This window comes from Burkholderia sp. AU33803, assembly GCF_002223095.1.
GTDB lineage: Bacteria > Pseudomonadota > Gammaproteobacteria > Burkholderiales > Burkholderiaceae > Burkholderia.
The window spans coordinates 1,081,434-1,097,598 of the sequence record NZ_NKFJ01000005.1 but is presented as its reverse complement, the minus strand read 5'-3'; the positions used below and the strand labels follow the sequence as shown (position 1 = coordinate 1,097,598).

The 16,165-nt window shown below is 61.2% G+C and carries 21 protein-coding genes; 14 read left to right on the top strand and 7 right to left on the bottom strand.

All coding sequences use genetic code 11. The features are described from left to right. Positions 1 to 10: 10 nt before the first annotated feature. The 6 genes from CFB41_RS37525 (at position 11) to CFB41_RS16960 (ending at position 3,035) form a co-directional block, all read left to right on the top strand. The gene (locus CFB41_RS37525) at positions 11 to 1,516 is read left to right on the top strand and encodes a hypothetical protein (protein WP_105771306.1); all 1,506 of its coding nucleotides are present in this window, start codon (positions 11 to 13) and stop codon (positions 1,514 to 1,516) included. After that, positions 1,516 to 1,851 carry a hypothetical protein gene (locus CFB41_RS16980; RefSeq protein WP_256941063.1) on the top strand — a complete coding sequence of 112 codons (336 nt, stop codon included), beginning with the start codon at positions 1,516 to 1,518 and terminating at the stop codon, positions 1,849 to 1,851. The genes CFB41_RS37525 and CFB41_RS16980 overlap by 1 nt, the downstream gene beginning before the upstream one ends. Positions 1,852 to 1,943: 92 nt before the next feature. After that, positions 1,944 to 2,144 carry a hypothetical protein gene (locus CFB41_RS16975; protein WP_105771287.1) on the top strand — a complete coding sequence of 67 codons (201 nt, stop codon included), beginning with the start codon at positions 1,944 to 1,946 and terminating at the stop codon, positions 2,142 to 2,144. After that, positions 2,137 to 2,391, top strand: a complete 255-nt coding sequence (locus tag CFB41_RS16970) for a hypothetical protein (RefSeq protein WP_089457162.1) — start codon at positions 2,137 to 2,139, stop codon at positions 2,389 to 2,391. The genes CFB41_RS16975 and CFB41_RS16970 overlap by 8 nt, the downstream gene beginning before the upstream one ends. Before the next feature lie 28 nt (positions 2,392 to 2,419). Beyond that, positions 2,420 to 2,659 carry a hypothetical protein gene (locus CFB41_RS16965; RefSeq protein WP_089457161.1) on the top strand — a complete coding sequence of 80 codons (240 nt, stop codon included), beginning with the start codon at positions 2,420 to 2,422 and terminating at the stop codon, positions 2,657 to 2,659. A gap of 70 nt (positions 2,660 to 2,729) precedes the next feature. Next, entirely contained in the window at positions 2,730 to 3,035 is a 306-nt protein-coding gene (locus CFB41_RS16960) for a hypothetical protein (protein WP_089457160.1), read from the top strand. Here CFB41_RS16960 and CFB41_RS37520 read toward each other — a convergent pair. Continuing rightward, positions 2,999 to 3,262 carry a hypothetical protein gene (locus tag CFB41_RS37520; protein WP_105771288.1) on the bottom strand — a complete coding sequence of 88 codons (264 nt, stop codon included), beginning with the start codon at positions 3,260 to 3,262 and terminating at the stop codon, positions 2,999 to 3,001. The genes CFB41_RS16960 and CFB41_RS37520 overlap by 37 nt on opposite strands. A gap of 956 nt (positions 3,263 to 4,218) precedes the next feature. On the opposite strand from CFB41_RS37520, the gene CFB41_RS16955 reads away from it, so the two are divergent. From CFB41_RS16955 to CFB41_RS16945, 3 genes are all read left to right on the top strand, one after another. Further along, complete coding sequence (locus tag CFB41_RS16955) at positions 4,219 to 5,133, top strand: integrase domain-containing protein (RefSeq protein WP_089457159.1); 915 nt, start codon at positions 4,219 to 4,221, stop codon at positions 5,131 to 5,133. A gap of 223 nt (positions 5,134 to 5,356) precedes the next feature. Then, positions 5,357 to 6,202 carry a trypsin-like peptidase domain-containing protein gene (locus CFB41_RS38955; RefSeq protein WP_373558622.1) on the top strand — a complete coding sequence of 282 codons (846 nt, stop codon included), beginning with the start codon at positions 5,357 to 5,359 and terminating at the stop codon, positions 6,200 to 6,202. Positions 6,203 to 6,327: 125 nt separating this feature from the next. Beyond that, the gene (locus CFB41_RS16945) at positions 6,328 to 7,134 is read left to right on the top strand and encodes a PDZ domain-containing protein (RefSeq protein WP_179250061.1); all 807 of its coding nucleotides are present in this window, start codon (positions 6,328 to 6,330) and stop codon (positions 7,132 to 7,134) included. A gap of 362 nt (positions 7,135 to 7,496) precedes the next feature. Here the strand turns inward: CFB41_RS16945 and CFB41_RS37515 are convergent, their stop codons facing one another. Then, entirely contained in the window at positions 7,497 to 8,597 is a 1,101-nt protein-coding gene (locus CFB41_RS37515) for a hypothetical protein (RefSeq protein WP_144029939.1), read from the bottom strand. 347 nt (positions 8,598 to 8,944) lie between these two features. Here CFB41_RS37515 and CFB41_RS16940 point away from each other — a divergent pair, with 347 nt between their 5' ends. Both CFB41_RS16940 and CFB41_RS16935 read left to right on the top strand, forming a co-directional pair. Then, positions 8,945 to 9,646, top strand: coding sequence for a hypothetical protein (locus CFB41_RS16940; RefSeq protein ID WP_089457156.1), 702 nt, complete (start codon positions 8,945 to 8,947; stop codon positions 9,644 to 9,646). Between the two features lie 186 nt (positions 9,647 to 9,832). Continuing rightward, entirely contained in the window at positions 9,833 to 10,609 is a 777-nt protein-coding gene (locus CFB41_RS16935; RefSeq protein ID WP_256941062.1) for a hypothetical protein, read from the top strand. A 122-nt stretch (positions 10,610 to 10,731) separates the two neighbouring features. On the opposite strand, the gene CFB41_RS38625 is transcribed toward CFB41_RS16935, so the two are convergent. From CFB41_RS38625 to CFB41_RS38170, 4 genes are all read right to left on the bottom strand, one after another. Continuing rightward, positions 10,732 to 10,860 carry a hypothetical protein gene (locus CFB41_RS38625; RefSeq protein ID WP_256941070.1) on the bottom strand — a complete coding sequence of 43 codons (129 nt, stop codon included), beginning with the start codon at positions 10,858 to 10,860 and terminating at the stop codon, positions 10,732 to 10,734. Between the two features lie 162 nt (positions 10,861 to 11,022). Beyond that, on the bottom strand, positions 11,023 to 12,381 hold the full coding sequence (locus CFB41_RS16930) for a diguanylate cyclase (protein WP_089457154.1): 1,359 nt from the start codon (positions 12,379 to 12,381) through the stop codon (positions 11,023 to 11,025). A 109-nt stretch (positions 12,382 to 12,490) separates the two neighbouring features. Continuing rightward, a complete protein-coding gene (locus tag CFB41_RS16925) occupies positions 12,491 to 12,739 on the bottom strand; it encodes a DUF2795 domain-containing protein (protein WP_089457153.1) in 249 nt (82 codons plus the stop codon). 135 nt (positions 12,740 to 12,874) lie between these two features. Then, a complete protein-coding gene (locus CFB41_RS38170; protein WP_039364617.1) occupies positions 12,875 to 13,045 on the bottom strand; it encodes a hypothetical protein in 171 nt (56 codons plus the stop codon). 139 nt (positions 13,046 to 13,184) lie between these two features. Between CFB41_RS38170 and speG the strand changes: the two genes are divergently transcribed. The 3 genes from speG to CFB41_RS16910 all read left to right on the top strand — a co-directional run bounded on the left by speG (position 13,185) and on the right by CFB41_RS16910 (position 15,322). Then, entirely contained in the window at positions 13,185 to 13,742 is a 558-nt protein-coding gene (gene speG / locus CFB41_RS16920; protein WP_089426678.1) for a spermidine N1-acetyltransferase, read from the top strand. Between the two features lie 488 nt (positions 13,743 to 14,230). After that, positions 14,231 to 14,578 carry a surface attachment protein Sap1 gene (gene sap1, locus CFB41_RS16915; protein WP_011353606.1) on the top strand — a complete coding sequence of 116 codons (348 nt, stop codon included), beginning with the start codon at positions 14,231 to 14,233 and terminating at the stop codon, positions 14,576 to 14,578. Between the two features lie 189 nt (positions 14,579 to 14,767). Further along, complete coding sequence (locus CFB41_RS16910; protein ID WP_039364653.1) at positions 14,768 to 15,322, top strand: YaeQ family protein; 555 nt, start codon at positions 14,768 to 14,770, stop codon at positions 15,320 to 15,322. A 21-nt stretch (positions 15,323 to 15,343) separates the two neighbouring features. On the opposite strand, the gene CFB41_RS16905 is transcribed toward CFB41_RS16910, so the two are convergent. Then, positions 15,344 to 15,757 carry a VOC family protein gene (locus CFB41_RS16905; RefSeq protein WP_011353604.1) on the bottom strand — a complete coding sequence of 138 codons (414 nt, stop codon included), beginning with the start codon at positions 15,755 to 15,757 and terminating at the stop codon, positions 15,344 to 15,346. Between the last annotated feature and the right edge of the window lie 408 nt (positions 15,758 to 16,165).

Below are 16,165 nucleotides of genomic sequence, written 5' to 3'. Positions count from 1 at the left end.
GAGATAACTCATGCCTCCAGATTTCGGCGCGCCCGTCGCGGCAAACATCCAGGCCCCCGATCCGAATCAGGGGATGCAGACGCTTTCCAATCTGATGAAGCTGCAGGGACAGCAGCAAAAGCTTCAGGTCGGCGCAGGCGAGGCGCAGCAAGCCCAACAACAAATGGGAGAGCGCCAGACATTGCAGCAGGCGATGATGAGCGGAAAAGATCCTGACGGCAACTCGCTCAAGAACGCTGACGGCCAGATCGATCCCGTTGCGATGGCGAATTTCGCGAACAAATATATGCCGCTGACGGGGCAAGGCGTTCAACAGTCGATCATCAAATCGCTGAGCGATCGCGTCGCGTTGAATGATTCCGTGCGCGGTCTAGGTCAGAACTATCGAAATGATATCTCGGGCATTGTTCGATCGGCGATCGGGACGCAACAAACTCCAGCAGAGCTCAATGACGCCTTGGGCGCATATGCGAAACAGAACCCCGATGCGACTCCGGCAGTTGCGCGCGCGCAATCGCTGATCAGTAGTGCGTCGCCAAACATGCCGCAGGCGCAGCGCGATAGCGCGCTGCAGCACCTTGCGATGCAGTTCCAGCCAGCCAATACAACTGCGCAGGAGCAGGCACCGGCAACAGTTCAGATTACAGGCCCGGGGGGCGGTGCTCAATCGGTTCAGGTCAACCCCTATTCAGCGGTCCCCATGGGGGCGATAGGTCCGGAAACCGCTCAGGGCATTCCGCTCGGCGAGCGTCAAACTGTTACGCAAAATCAGCTCACCGGTGGCCCCCAAGTTACAACGAAGAATGGGCAAGGTCAGGTTGTCGGCATCACGAATGCGCCGACGCAAGGGGTGTATGTGCCGCAGCCTGGCGACAAGGAAGCGCTGCCGGTGCTGTCCGCTGAACGTGATGCCGCGCGTTCGGCATACTCGAATGCCGGCCTGCAACACGAGAACAATCGGATCGTCCTAAGCAACATCGACAACGTACCGGCAACGGGTCCTGTGGGTCAGACAGTCCGCAATATCGCTACGTCGATGGGACTCAACATCGGCCCCGATGTTGACGGTGCGACCGCATACGACATGGTTGGAAAAGGCCTTGAACGCTCGGCGCTGCAAGCGGCCCAATCGATGGGCCCGTCGACGAATGCGGGCCTCGAAGCACAAATCAAGGCGAATGGCAGCCTGGCCTATACGAAGGACGCCATCAAGCAGATCACGCGCCTCAATGATTCGTTGACGTCTGGTCTGCAGGCCTATCAGCCTGGCCTCGAACGCGCGATCTCCGCGAACCCGTCCGCCGGCGTCTTCGCGAAGCGCCAATTTGACCAGGCATGGGGTGCCAACTTCGATCCGCGCATCTTCGAGATGTACAACGCGGCGAAGGGCGGCGATACGGCGACTGTCAATTCGATCGTGAATGCGCTGGGTGGAAAAAACTCGCCGCAGTTCAAGGCGCTGATGCAGAAGGCCGCGAACCTGCACCAACTTAGCAATACCGGAGGCCTCCAGTAATGGACGATCCACTTACCTCGCCGCAGTCTTTAGGAGAAGACATGACGGAACGTAGCGAGAAGCCGAAAGCGCCGCGCGGAAGCGCGTTTATTGCTGACGTCAGCGGCAATGCAGACGAGGCTAAGGAGGATGGCATCCAGCCGCCCGCCGATTGGTCCAAGGGGGCTTTGCTGAACGTGCGCAATCGCGGCGACGCCTACGTCATCACGCTCTACCCGGAAGAGTTCGATGAGAGGCGGCCGGAGCGCGCACTGCGCTTCACGAATCTCGGGCTGTGCCAGGGCTTCGTCAGCCGCTGGTACTCCCGGGAATCACACGATCCGAGGGCACGCTAAAAATGACTTCCCCTGTTAAACAAACTGGCAATAAACGCGTCGTAGGGGACGGTACACCTGGGCCCGGACGCAAGAAGGGTGTGCCGAACAAGATGACCGTCGAGGTCAAGGAAATGATCCGGCAGGCGCTTGAAGAGGCGGGCGGGGTCGAATATCTCGTTGAGCGCGCGAAGGACCCTCGAACGGCATCAGCCTTTCTCTCGCTGGTCGGCAAGGTGTTGCCGCTGACCATCAAAGGTGACCCGAACGCACCCGTGCAACTGGTACTGAATGGATCGGACGTCCATGGATAAGCTCGGACGCATCGATCGGCCGACCGTGGAACAGGCGGCGATGAACCTGTTTGTTTGCGATCTCCCGATCGGCCCCGGCGTTGTCGCGAGCATATTCCTGGAAAAGTGGGACCACGTCGCGGTATGGATCTGCTTTGTCGAGTCGGCAACCGACGTCCCGGTGCACACCACAGTGCTGATTTCGGAGCTCGACCAATTCCTAGGTGCCCTGATGGGTCGGTACGCCCCCGAAACAATTCTGATGTGAGGTCGCCGTGAGCCGACAATCCTATTCGATGGACAATGATCCTTTTCTGCTGGTGTCGGCGGTGCTCGAAGCGATTTGCTACGCACTGACCGACGAGCAAAGACGCGTCATTGCTTCCGACCTGCGAGATTTGGCGGTGAGCGCAAACGAAGGTGCTGAAAATGCGGAGCAGCAGCGATTTGCGCTGGACGTCGCATCTCTTGCTGCGCTCGCGGAGTTCGGCCCGGATGCTGCATCCGAAACCCTTGAGGCGGGACAGCCACGCTGATTGCCGTACTATTGCGAACCGCAGGAGGCCCATTGAGGACCGCTCCATCCCACGCACGGGATGTCTCGCCATGAACTCCCGCATCCACAGCACGCTCTCTCTCGGTGCGCCGAGCCAGCGCGCTCGCGTCTTGGCCGAGCGCATCTACATCAAGCTACAGATCCTCGGCACGCGCCAGGTGCGGCTCCATCGTGGGATGCTGTTGACGTACCCATACCCGGCGCCGCGCGGCTACGGCACACGTGGTCTGTTCGTCGGCATCTATACGATCAACACCCGCTTGGAATGGATCGAAGAGGACGTTTTGGCGTTGCTGGATGGCGACCGGAATAGTGCAGGTTACCGCCCCACCTGCGGTAACGACAATGCGAACTGAACGGCAACCTCCTCGGCAATGGCAAGGGCGAGATCGTGTCGCCGGTAACCTTCCTCTGGCTCGCACGTTTTCCGCTGCGCCTCGAGTGAGTTTTCCGGCAATCCCGTCGGAACAGCCGTGATTCGAAAGCCGAAGATCTCCGGTCGGCCGTTCGTGCCGGCGAACCCGTGGTTCTTCACTTCGACATAGAGATAGACGTCGTAACCGTTGATGTTCCGGTAGAACATGGTTGTGCTCCAAGAAGAGGGGGCTCCTAGAGAGTACACGCTCCCCCGGTGCCCAGTGGCTGTCTTCGAAAGCGATGGGGCCAGCGCGAGCGGGGGGAAGTCGCGGTCGCCGCGAGCCACACTGTGTTGAAACTGCAACGTGCAATTTCGTCGTCGACCGTGGCGTCACTTTGCGAATCGGCGGGTAAAGCGACGCGCATCCGAAAACGTTGCGTGCGTCACTCTGTAAACGTGACCGCCATTCTTCAGCGCGAGACGGGGACCGTCGAAAAACTGTTGCCAAGCGGTGCAGGCGTCGCTAATCTTGCTTCACACCCCGCCTGGGTAAGGCATCGACTGAAGTGCGCCGAAACTGATCGGCAATTGTTTGGAAAGCTCGCTCTGCGGGCACGGTGACTCGATCACCGAATTCACTGAGTAGGGCCTACGCCCAAAATCCGTCCATCGTTTCCTGATGGGCCGTGACTGCTTCGCCGCTAGGTGAAGCCCTCCATCGCCTTTTGCTTCCTGCGAAAGGCGCGATGTGCAATCCCCGTATGCCGCTCCCGCGGCAATCAATCCGTGACGTGCGCTCCCCAGCGCTAACGCCGTGCCTTGCTGCGTCCGTCTCAATCGTTCTCGTGACGATTGGCGGCGTGCTTGGCCTCGGCGCCTGGAACCTCGTGTCGACTCGCTCGGTACGCATCAATTCGCGCGGTCGGGGCATTGGCGCCCCCGATCGGTCGCAAAGCCAAAACACGGATCAAACGGGGGAAGCGTCCTCCCGCCGCGTGCCGACCCTCATCGGGTTGATGCGTGCCGGGCTGCGCCAGCTTGCTGGCGTAGAACGCTCCCAATCTCACCAGGCCGAGGCTCGTGCCCCCGTTTGTTGTCTCCCGGCTGCTTTCTCGCAGCCCCGTCCAGCGGACAGGGAGACAACTGGGGGTCGAGCCTCACGTCATGGATGCGGGGTACGCATGTCGCACAAATCTCTCACGGCCGACCTGTGCCGTGCTGCGCGCGGGGCGCGTGGCAAACAGGCAAACTCGACCTCCAAAGGTCGGGAGAAGTCGCTCGCGCGTTTCGCTCGGTTTCTGTGGGATATGGGCTTTCAGGTTCACACGACTGGCCAGCTCAAAGAGAAGCATCTGATAGCCTGGTCGGACGACATGAAGGCGCGAGGGCGCTCGAAGCGGACGGCAATCAACAACATGACGCACATCCGAACGGCGCTCGAAGGAATTGGTCGCCGGCCGTTTGCCGACAAGATGAGCAATGCGGCCCTCGGGCTATCGGGCGCAAGCCGCGCCGGCACGAAGCGGCCAATGACGCGCGACGAGCTGGAACCGTATCGTGCTGCTGTTGCCGCGATCGAGCCGGGCATTGCGGTCGTGCTCGAGCTGCAACTCGAACTTGGGTTGCGTGCGAGGGAGGCGGTGCAAAGCATCAAATCGCTCGCTGACTGGCGGCGCGCGTTATCGAGCCCGATCGGGGATGGCTTCGTGACCATCATCCACGGGACGAAAGGAGGCAAGACGCGACGGAGCCCGCCATTGGATCGGCAGCGCGCCGCGGAGCTTGTGGAGCGTGCGATTGGACTGTCGAACGAGAATGGCGGCAAGCTGGTTCGCAAGCACGATCTGAAGCGGGCGATGGAGCGTTACCACTATGTCGTGCGCAAGGTCGGTATGACCGACGAACGCGCGCCGCATAGCCTCCGATATGCGTATGCGACCGAACACCTGGAGCGGCAGAAAGCAGCCGGCGTATCGCGTCGGGAAGCGGCCGCTGGTGTGTCAACGTGGCTCGGCCACGGGGATGGGCGCGGGACGTGGGTGGAGCGCGTCTATGGGCGCGAGGCGTTGGCCGGTGCGGAGGTGGCGCATGCATAAGCACGTCGACACGCTGCCAGAGGTTGGCCACTCGCGCTGGAGGCAAATCGCGCCGTTCGTGGGCGTATGCCGTGAGACGTGGCGCAAGCTTTGTCTTTCTGGCAGGGCGCCGCAGCCGATTCAATTGTCGCCACGGTGTACGGTATGGAAGAACAGCGAGATTCATGCGTATCTTCGGGACCCTATGCACTACGGCGACTTCAGATAGTTTCGATAGTTGCCGATGTATAGGCAACGAGAACATCGATTCGACACAGGAGGAGAGATGCGGGATCGTGCCAAATTCTGGCATTCTGGGGTGCCAGATTGCGCAGACGCTATGGTCTCGTGGATAGATGGCGGAAAGCAGCCACTTCCGGGAATACATGGCACTGGTTTCTTTGTGCGTAGAGACAATCGCGTCGCCTTCGTAACTTCGCGACATTGCCTTGGGGCACCTGGTGCTGACTACGACGAAGTGATCAGGCGCTTGGCCATCCCATACCATGGGTTTTGGCGTCCTGCTCGTGGTCTTCTGACGTCACGCGATTGGGTTCGATTTGACGCGTATGCAATCCCAACGGCCGATCCGGGAAGCGACGCCTTTTTTCTCGGCGGGGATCTTGATATCGCAATTTTGCGTGTTTCAGTAGCGGACGCTCGGGCTGAGAAATGCCTGCGTTCGCGAGCGGCAAAGTTGCCCCCGAAAGGGGATTGGTTCGCAGAGTCGTTCGCGATACTCGGGAACAATAGGCCGGGTGAAGCAATTGTGCTCGGCTTTCCACGAGAAGGCACCGCGACATCAGTTGACTACGACAATGGCGGCGTGATGGTGCAGGGGGCCAGATATCAAGGAAGGTTCGGTGGCCCGGGGGATTTCCCGCATACATGGCGCGTCAGGTTTCCTGGGTCTGCTGCTCCAGATCGAACGCTCGATGGAGTTAGCGGCGGGCCAGTGTTTCTCCAGTGGCGAAATGAACACGGCGTGATGTCCGCGCTTGCCGGCATGATGATTCGCGGGGTGTTTCCCGATGGGCAGTTTATAGATGTGAGCTGGTTAGCGAAGTCGCTGCGCGAGCTAGGCATCTAAAACAGCGCCGAGCCGCGGTCGGCGCTGAGCCTTACGGGTTGCTGTTGCGCACTGGACTTAGGTTGGGTAATGATTTGGCCGGAGGGGTTGCGATCAAGACAACCTCCCGATCAATGGGGAACGCAATGAAAAGAACGCTTGTAGCGCCTCTGGCGTGTGCTGCCGTGCTGTCTGGATGTGCAAACGGCTTCACGCAGTACTACCACGGGATGACCCGGGAGCAGGTTGTCGCCGGAGTGGGTGCTCGAGCCGAAGTTGAGCCGAAGGTGATTGTGACCGGGAACGTGCGGGGTGAAAGCGATTTACTCGCAGAGAACGGATATGCGCTAGTAGGAGAGTCGAGTTTTCAAGGGCCGCGTAGCCGACTCGCAGAGTCAAACGCCGTGTCTCAAGCCAAAGCGATCGGCGCCGATACAGTCGTGCTGGCGGAAGGGGACGCAGGCTCAGATACCGTCGCCATGCCGATGGTGACACCCAATTCTTCTACTTCCTACTCATCGTTCGGCGGGACGGCTTTCAATCCGGCATACGGGACGACGCATATGAACGGATTCGGAACAACGACAACCTATGGGACGACGACGACCTACGTTCCTGTGACGATTCACCGGGCTGACTACTATGCTGGCTACTGGGTCAAGATGAAACCGCCCATTTTCGGCGCCAACGTGGCGCCGCTGAGTGCCGAACAGCACAAGCAGATCGGCACAAACTCCGGAATGGTTATCCGGGCAGTGGTGATCGGGTCGCCAGCGTACAAGGCCGACATCTTCAAGGGGGACTACCTGATGGCAATTGCTGGCGAGCCCGTTCGAAGTATTGAGGATTTCCAGCGACTTGCTCGCTCCCATGCCGGTGAACTTGTCCAGGTATCAATCATCCGGGATGGCAATAGCTTGACGAAGACTATCCAATTGGCTCCTGCATCGTAGACCGGCATGAGTGGGATGCGTGCAACTAGGTAGCTTGAATGGCTGCGGTCATTCGCACGGAGAGAGAAGCGAAGGGGGCAGTGATGGTGATTAGGTGCTACCGGCGGCGCGTACGTTGACTCGCCAATCTGACGTTACGAGCGCTGCTTAATGCCATTGGGCTTGACCTGCCTGCCGACTTTCGACCACAACGTCGTACCCTTCGAAGGTGTCGGGAATGTTCGCCGTACGATGGTACAGTGGATCGACAAAGACCCTCAGATACGGGCGGGTCTCACCGGGCCATGCCATGATCGACACGGCTCCCGGTGGAACTCTGATAGATCCCAGAAGAGCTCTGGCTGCATCCTGCGGTGTCATTTCTAGACGTTATGTGCTCCCACAAGGGTCACATTGAATCCGGTCAAAATTGGTTCGATCGGCAAGATAAATGTAAGTTTCCCGCCAGGGGCTTTGTTGTCTTGGATGCCGCCGACGACCAGTCCCACAGCCTTCCTCATACCGGTCGCAGGATCAACGGTCGTAACTAACGACCCTGAATCGCCATTGTCAGAAAAGAGGGCGCCATGTCCTATGACCGTATAAAGACAATTGTAGTAGACGGTGCCTTGGAAACCGTACAGAGGCGCATTGTAGGTGATGGTTTGGAAGCCCGTCACTTGGCAAAGTACGCGCCCGATTGTTGATCCCGTGGTTCTGCCAACCTTCTCGACGGTCATGCCTGATGTTGGGGCACTTATGGCCGTCGGCGTGTCGTATGAGTTCCCTTGGAATGATGTGATGGCCAAGTTGTCCCGCAATCTGAAGAGCGCTGCATCGGTATTGGCCGTGGCTGGAACATTACCAGGGGTGCCGGTGACCATCTGCAGAGAAGCGTGGTGATAACCGATCGTAAATGGGTCAATGTTGCCGGCCGCCACGTCGTAGACCCCTGGCGCAAGGATGGGGAGCCCGACATCGGAATGGCTACAACTTCCGGTGACGTGGTTATTTGAGAGGCCGAAAAGGTCACCTGCTTGATCCCGCACGATTGCACCGAATGTGCCAGCGTCTCGGAAATTGCCAACGGAGATGGAACTGCCACACGTGTAAAGTCCATTTCCGGCGACTGATGTACGTACAACGTATGGCGGAGATGTATGAGGCAGCACCGGATTGATATCGATGGTCTCGGCCGCGCCTTGGCGATAGACAATTTGAGCGCCACCTAATTCGTCTGGGAGGGCTTCCAATTGAGCCTTGCTGGCAGGGGCTGCACGGCGCGTGAATACGATGATTTGGTTTTCGTGCTCGTTCACGCCCACGAATGTGACTTCCCGAGGGCGCAGAATCGTAGCCGTTCGATCTGAGAACTCAAGCACCTCCGGGGGAGGGACATAGTCGGGGTCGGGACGCTCTCCCCTAATAAGGCCCTCATAAATGGCCCATTCCTTTAACATTTGAGCTGCTTCGACTGCAGTCATAGGGTCCCCGGCTTCGTTGGTGTGAATTGTTCTGAGGCGAGTGTAGTCGAGAAGGTACGCTCTGTCGCTCTTACGAAAATTGTTTAAGGTACACACTACGGTACACAAAGGCCCTGTCAACTTGGCGGGGCCTTGTCGTATATGGAGTCTGGCGAAATTGCTAGGTTTTGTATTGACGCGTGGGCATGTGAAGTTCGACGCATCCCGCGCGGCGCGTCATTCGTTTTTAACCGAAACATCCGATCACGATCGCTCTCCCGTTCGCCTCACCCGGCCTGTCGTAAAATCGTCCGGCCGGGCAATCTCGACATAACAAATCCCGGCGTCAAAACAAAGAGAGGGCATGTATGGGATTCGGATTCGGAAAGCGCCGCGAGTCATCCGGCAACTCGACCGTCGACCTGACGAAAAACCAGCACTCGCGAGCGAATGACCGCTTCGCCGTGGATCTCGCGTTACGTCGGGCGTTGGCAGTCTTCGAGTGTTGCGCATCGCACGGCGCTTATATTGAGCTCAACGATGCCAACGTCGGGTGGGACTATCTAAAAGAAAAAGGCCTGATTTCGACCGATCTGGATGTCGAATGGAACGAACTGGAGCGCATCCTGCTGGCCTACTACAACGCTGGCGTTCTCACCGCATCGGATAAAGACCGCGTCCGACACCTGGTGGACGTCATCGAGGCACAACTCCGGGCCGTGCGTGGCGAGGTGGTGGGCGTCGTGGATGCCGTTTCCGCACTCAATCTCGCCCAGCTCAAATATCCGTCGAAGAGCTGGATTGGCGATGGCATATTCGCTGCCGTGTTCGGCGCGATGGGCGGCGCGATCATCGGTACCGCGGCTGGCAGGTTCGCAGACGATACGACGGCCGTGACCAATGTCGTCTTCGTCCTCGTGATCCTCGGTTCGATTCTCTTCGCGCGCTACCGCCACCAGAAGCGCATTGTCGCGGCCGACGCGAAAATCGCGGCGGCACGAGCCGAGGTCGAGCGGCTCGTCGTCCGGAATCTGTCTCCTTCGGCGGAAGTCTCGTCCGTCGCCGCCTGACAGTCTTGCCAGAGGGCTCGCCATCGCACCGGATGCGACATTGCGCCGGGCCGAACGAGCCGACACCCGACGCGGTCGCGCTTGCCTGGCGAGTGCATCCGCGCCGCGCGATCGCCATCGGGCAACGTGCGGTGCCGAGCGTCGTAGCAAGCCGACCGATCCTGCTTTCTCGCACGACCGCCAACCATGCCCCTGTCTCGCCGCCATTTCCTTGCCACCCTTCCCATGCTGCCGGGACTGGCTGCCCGCGCGGCATCGGGTGCGCCCACCCCGCCGCGATCGATCGACCGCAACGCGATCATCCGCGCTGTCTTCGCCGAGGGTGCGGCACGTCCCGACCTGGCCGCGCGTCACGTCGCGCTGATGAACCGGCTTCGCGTGATGTGGGTGCCCGTCGAATCCGGTGCGCCCGGTATCGATCCGTCGCAGCCGCTGATCGGCGAAGGGCCGCCGATCGCGCTGGCCAAGGCGGCACTCAAAACCGACGACGAGGCGCTCGCCATTCGCACGCTGGCCGAACTGGGTCAGCTCGTGCCGCAGTTCGTGGCGAAGGCCGGCTCGCTTGCACCGGGGCAATACACGATCCCGCCGGCGCTGCGCAAACTGTTCGCGTTCAAGGAAAGCGGTGTCGACACGTCGGGCCGTTTCCAGTTTCGCGCCGCGCATCTGGCCGTGCTGAGGGGCGCCAACTGGAGGACGGTCGATTCGGATGCGATCGAGGATGTGCTGGGCGAAGGGGATTTCTGGCCGATGCCCTACATCGACGGCAAGCGGCCGTATGGCGACCGTACCTACTATCAGTTCGACATGGCCGAGCTACTGGGCGAGCCATACAAGCGGGATGGGCGAGGCAATCTGGTCGCGGAAGCGAAAAAGGATGCGCGGCTCGAACGTCTGCACTACGAAACGCTCGCTGCGCTGCAGGTATTTCTGATGCACGCCAGGTTGACCCGCCCGGCCTGATCATGTTGCGGTTAAGAGTGTCGATCCTGCATCGGACGGCACGGCCGTCGATGCAGGCGAATCGCCCGCTCGCGACGACGCTTCAGCCATCCGTCTGCCGAAGCGTGCCGCGCTTCACGGCATCAATCCCAGTCCCGATGATGATGGTGGTAGTAGCCGCCGCCACCGTAATACCCGCCACCATCCGGCACCACGATACAGCCGCTCAACAGCACGGCGACGCCGGCAATCAGCAAAAGGGTCTTCTTCATCGCGTTCACCTGCATGGGTTCAATATGAAACCCAGCATAGCGAGCGCCCGCGACACCGGCTGTAAGCGATCGTTTCCCTGCTCCGCAATCCGTAACGGCGGATTATTCCGGTCACAATGACCGTAACAAATCCCCGAAGAATCCCTGAAACCGCAGACGTTTTCAGGCGGTGACGACCCTGTTTCGCCCCGTATCCTTCGCACGATACAGCGCGGCATCGGCGGCTTCGATCAACGCATCGGGTGTCGACAGATCGTCGGGCGACACCGTCGCGCAGCCGACGCTCACGCTCACGCGTCCGGCGGGTGCGGTCGGCATCGCGAGATCGAGCCGCAGCACCGCTTCGCGCGCTTCCTCGGCGACCAGCCGCGCACCGCGCGCGCCCGTGTTCGGCAGCACGATCGCGAACTCCTCGCCACCGTAACGCGCGACCATGTCTGCTGGCCGCCGCACTGCGCCGGCCAGCGCATTCGCGACCGCGATCAGGCACGCGTCGCCCTTCACGTGGCCGAACGCGTCGTTGTACGCCTTGAAGCGATCGACGTCGACCATCAGCAACGACAGCGGTTCGCCTTGCCGTCGCGCCTGCAGGAACAGCGTGTGGAAATGATCGTTGAAGTGCATGCGGTTGAATGCGCCCGTCAGGCCGTCACGCGCGGACGAACGGATCAGTGTCGCGTGCGCCTCGAACAGCCGCTGGTACAGCATCGTCACTTCCCACGCGAGCACGCATACGAGCACGCCCGGCGTGAACATGCTGAACACGCGCGCGAGATACCAGCCGACCGTGAAGCGATGGGTGCTCATCAGGTTCAGCGTCGTGTCGGTGAGGCATGCGAGCACCGCGATCGCGAGCCACAGGTCAAGCGTCGTACGCAGCCGGCCGGTGGCCAGCACGGCAACGAGCGCCAGCGCATTGAGCAGCCATACGATCAGCGCGACAGCGTTGACGGGCAGCAGGGCCGCGTCGCCGGGCGGATGAAACGCGGGCGGCAGCGACACGTTCAGCGCGAACAGGCACAGCAGCCCGGCGACGACCGCCGGCCCGCCGATCAGCACGACCGTCCACCAGCGTGTCTGCTGCGCGCCGATCGGGGCGCGCGCCAGCCGCTCGCGCGCGAGTAGCGCGACCATCACGAATCCCGGGAAGCCGGCATGCCAGAAGATCCACATCCACGCGGCGCTTTGCGGTTGCGCGCCGAATAACCCGTGCGGCGCGAACACGCCGGGAAAGGTGAGCAGCTGCAATGCGACAGCGAGCGCGGTAAACGCGTAGGCGCCGCCGAGCGCGCCGAGCACCGGCTGGCGCGTCACGGTGAACTGAGCTCCGAGAAAGAACGCCGCGATGCTCGCGGTGGTGAACACGGTGAGCGCGCACATCGGCATGAACGGCTCGACGGCCGGCAGCTCGACGTTCGCGTGCGGCGCGGCGATCCCGAGCGCGAGCACGATGACGAGCGCCGTCAGTGCGCCGAACCAGAGCTGACGGCGTGTCGTGTGCTGGATCAGGATGCCTTCCATGGAATTCCCCGGGCAGGTAGGCGGAAACACCCGGTCTTGCGCCGGGCGACAGGCAGCCGGCCGCTGCGCGACCGGTGCGGCCTGATCCTATCGCGTTATGGGGGCGCGCTCAAACCCCGAGGCCGGGGCCGAAGTTGCCGGCGACCCATTGCGTGACGGCGTTGACGTCCGCGTAGTCCTGTTCGGGCAGGCCGTCGAGCATCGCGAGCACTTCGTTGCTGGCGCCGGCGTCGCGCGCGGCATCGACGATCGCATCCTTGTTGGCCGGGTAGCGGATGGCTCCCAGCACGTCGGCGATCTGCAGGTCGATCGTTTCGCTGGGAATGTCGTGCGGGGGTTGGGCGGGCTGGTCGTTCACGGCGGCGTCTCGCGGAGTGAGCGGATCAAGTGGGAATCGGATCGAGGCGAAATTCGGGGGCTTAACAGGGTGCGTCACGCGTTCGCGTGCCAAGGCGGCCGGGCCGGCACGCCTCGCGGATGAACGGCGATCGACTCAATGCCCGCGTCGCACGCGGCGCCACGGATGCTTCCAGTCGATGTGCGGTGCGTTTTCGTCGCGCGGATGCTGGCGCCGATGTTCCTGCCAAAGTTCGTCGGAAAACAGCGCCGCGACGATCACGAGCGGCAGCACGAGGAATATTCCGAGTATCACTTGCTCGAACACGATAGCCTCCTTGCGGTGGCAGGAACCCTTGCTCCCATTCTAGGCTCTGAACGTCGCCCGCGTTCAATTTCTTACAGTGCGAAACAGGCCCGGATGCGGCCTTGCCGTACGTGCGCCGGCATCAAAAAAGGACATGAACATGCAACTCCAGAACGATACCAACACGCTCGCGCTGCGGCCGCTGGAGCGCCAGGACCTGCGCTTCGTCCACGAGCTGAACAACGACGCGAAGATCATGCGCTACTGGTTCGAGGAGCCGTACGAAACCTTCTCGGAACTGTCACAACTGTACGACCGCCACGTGCACGACCAGCGCGAGCGCCGTTTCGTCGCGGTCGATGCGCAAGACGAACTGGTCGGCCTCGTCGAGCTGATCGAGCTCGACTACATCCATCGACGCGGCGAGTTCCAGATCATCATCGCGCCGCAACGCCAGGGGCGCGGCTATGCGGGCCAGGCGACGCGCCTTGCGATCGAGTACGCGTTCAAGGTGCTGAACATGCGCAAGCTGTACCTGATCGTCGATACGTCGAATGCGGCGGCGATTCACGTGTACGAGAAATGTGGATTCCAGCACGAGGCGGAATTGAAGGAAGAATTTTTCGGAAACGGCGCGTATCACAACGCTTATCGCATGTGCATTTTTCAGCGCGATTATTTCGAGCGCCAGCAAGCTACCCAGAATAAGGCAGGGTAAACACGCTGGCGAAAGGCGCTTGCGTCGGGGCTTTCGCGGGCGCTGAAACCATGCGGAGGACTACGGATAAATACGGATTCGCTTATACCTGGCATTTTTCTTGTATCAGGTAAATGCGATTCCGCGTTGCGGTAAAGTCGAATCGTTTCGGATGACTTTATGTGCGGCGCATCAAAATGATCCGGATAGCGAAATGGATTATCCAAACCGTTCAATCGCCGCATTGTAACTTTGATGAAAGTCTTGCTGAGTAACGCTTTCCGCCCGGCGGCGCGAGCCGGTTCGTCGGGCGGTGCGCGTCGTCGTGTCTGCGCAGGGTGACAAAACCAGGCTGTGCACGGGGTGCGACAATCCGCCGCTATTGCGGTCGCACAACAAATGTGCTTGCTATCGCTTGCCGGTCTTCTAAAGTGAAAAACGCGGGTTCACGATCACCTTTAAACACATAGCTAACCCAAGCCTGGTGCCCGCAAGCCTGGAGACAGAACATGATGAAACGTACCGGTATCCTTTTTGCCCTCGTCGGCGCATTTTGCGCGGTGTCGATTGCCCAAGCCGGCGGCGATTCGGCCGTCAAGCCGAAGCAGGAAATCCAGTTGACGAAGAACGCATGGGGCTGCCTGTCGAAAGACAATCTGGACTCCGTACTGAGTCATGAGCGTGACGGTAAGTCGCAGGCGAAGCAGCAATACTTCGACGATTACCGGTGCCTGTCGGTACCGGAAGGCCAGCGTTTCCGCGTGGTGTCGGTCGACCAGGGCGACGTGCAGTTCGTCAGCGCCGACAACAGCGACCAGCAGGGTCTCTGGACCGATTCGCGCTTCGTCAAGCAATAACCGTCCACTCACCGCGCCGTCACACGACGCGCGAGCGCGCCGGCCCGATGAGCCGGCGGCGCGAACCGAACACGGCCCGGCCCATGCCGGGCCGTTGCGCTGTGGGTGGCGCATGACACGCGCCGGACGGCCCGCATTCGGTATCATCACGGCCCGACCGAACCGAATGCCCGCCCGGGCCGACTCCGCATGGCGCTGAAATCCACGATCTACAAAGCCGAACTGCAAATCGCCGACATGGATCGGCATTACTACGCCGATCACGCGCTGACGGTGGCGCGCCATCCGTCCGAAACCGACGACCGGATGATGGTGCGCATCGTCGCGTTCGCGCTGTTCGCGCACGAGCGGCTCGAATTCTGCAAGGGGCTGTCGGACGTCGACGAGCCCGATCTGTGGCAGAAGGACCTGACCGGCGCGATCGACGTCTGGATCGAAGCCGGCCAGCCCGACGAGCGGCGCATCTCGAAGGCGGCCGGCCGCGCCGGGCAGGTCACGGTGATCGCATATGGCGGCAAGACGTCGGATATCTGGTGGCAGGGCGTGCGCAGCAAGGTCGAGCGGCTGCGCAACGTGCAGGTGCTGTCGCTGAACGACGGTGTCGCGGCTGCGCTCGGGAAACTCGCGGAGCGCACGATGCGTCTGCAGTGCACGGTGCAGGACGGCGCTGCGTGGATTTCGAGCGCCGACCACGATCCGGTGGCGGTCGAGTGGACGGTGCTGAAGGCGCGCGCGGACGCGTGACGGCCCGCGTGCCGGCCGCGTTCAGCCGATCGCGGCCGGCGGCCCCTTGAATTCGAGCATGTTGCCTTCGGGGTCGAACAGGTAGATCGACGGCCCGTAGCCGCCGGCGCCGTAGCGCTCCGCAGGCGCGCCCGGCCGTGCACCATGCGCGGCGAAATGGGCGGTCAACGCATCGGGGTCGAACGGCTCGACGCGCAGGCACAGGTGATCGAGATTGCGTCCCGTGCCGGGCGGGCCGCTGTCGGGACGGTCGATCGGGCCGCCGACCGACAGCAGGTCGATCAGCGCGTCGCCGGCGCGCAGTTGCACGAGGCCCAGATCGGGCTGTTCCTTCTCTACATGGCAGCCGACGGCGTCGCAGTAAAAGCGTGTCATCGCGGCCATGTCGGTCACGCGCAGCACGATGTGATCGATCGCGCGGATGGTCGGTTTCATGGGCAAGGCTCTCCTTCGCAGTCCACGAGCATCGAGTGTAGACGCATCGCGCCTGCGCCGCCCGCCGGAACGCGGCACAATCGACGGACGAAAAAAAGCCCGTTCATGCAGAGCGGAACGGGCTTAATCCATATCAGGAGGAGACATGGAGGAGACAGTTCCAACTATACACACGGCGATGGTGCGACGCAATATTCCGAATGCAAAAAAACGTCAGGACGGCGATTTGTCGCATCCGCAGTGCAGCAAAAGGGTGACGGAATGATGACGAAAACCGCGCCGGAACAGCCGGCGCGCATGTTTTGTCGGATTTATTTTCAGGCGATGCGCCCCCGATTATCGGAGCCCGAATCACAGAGCAAGATTCAGGGCGCGACGGCACGTGCCGATGTCTAGAGTAGGCACCAT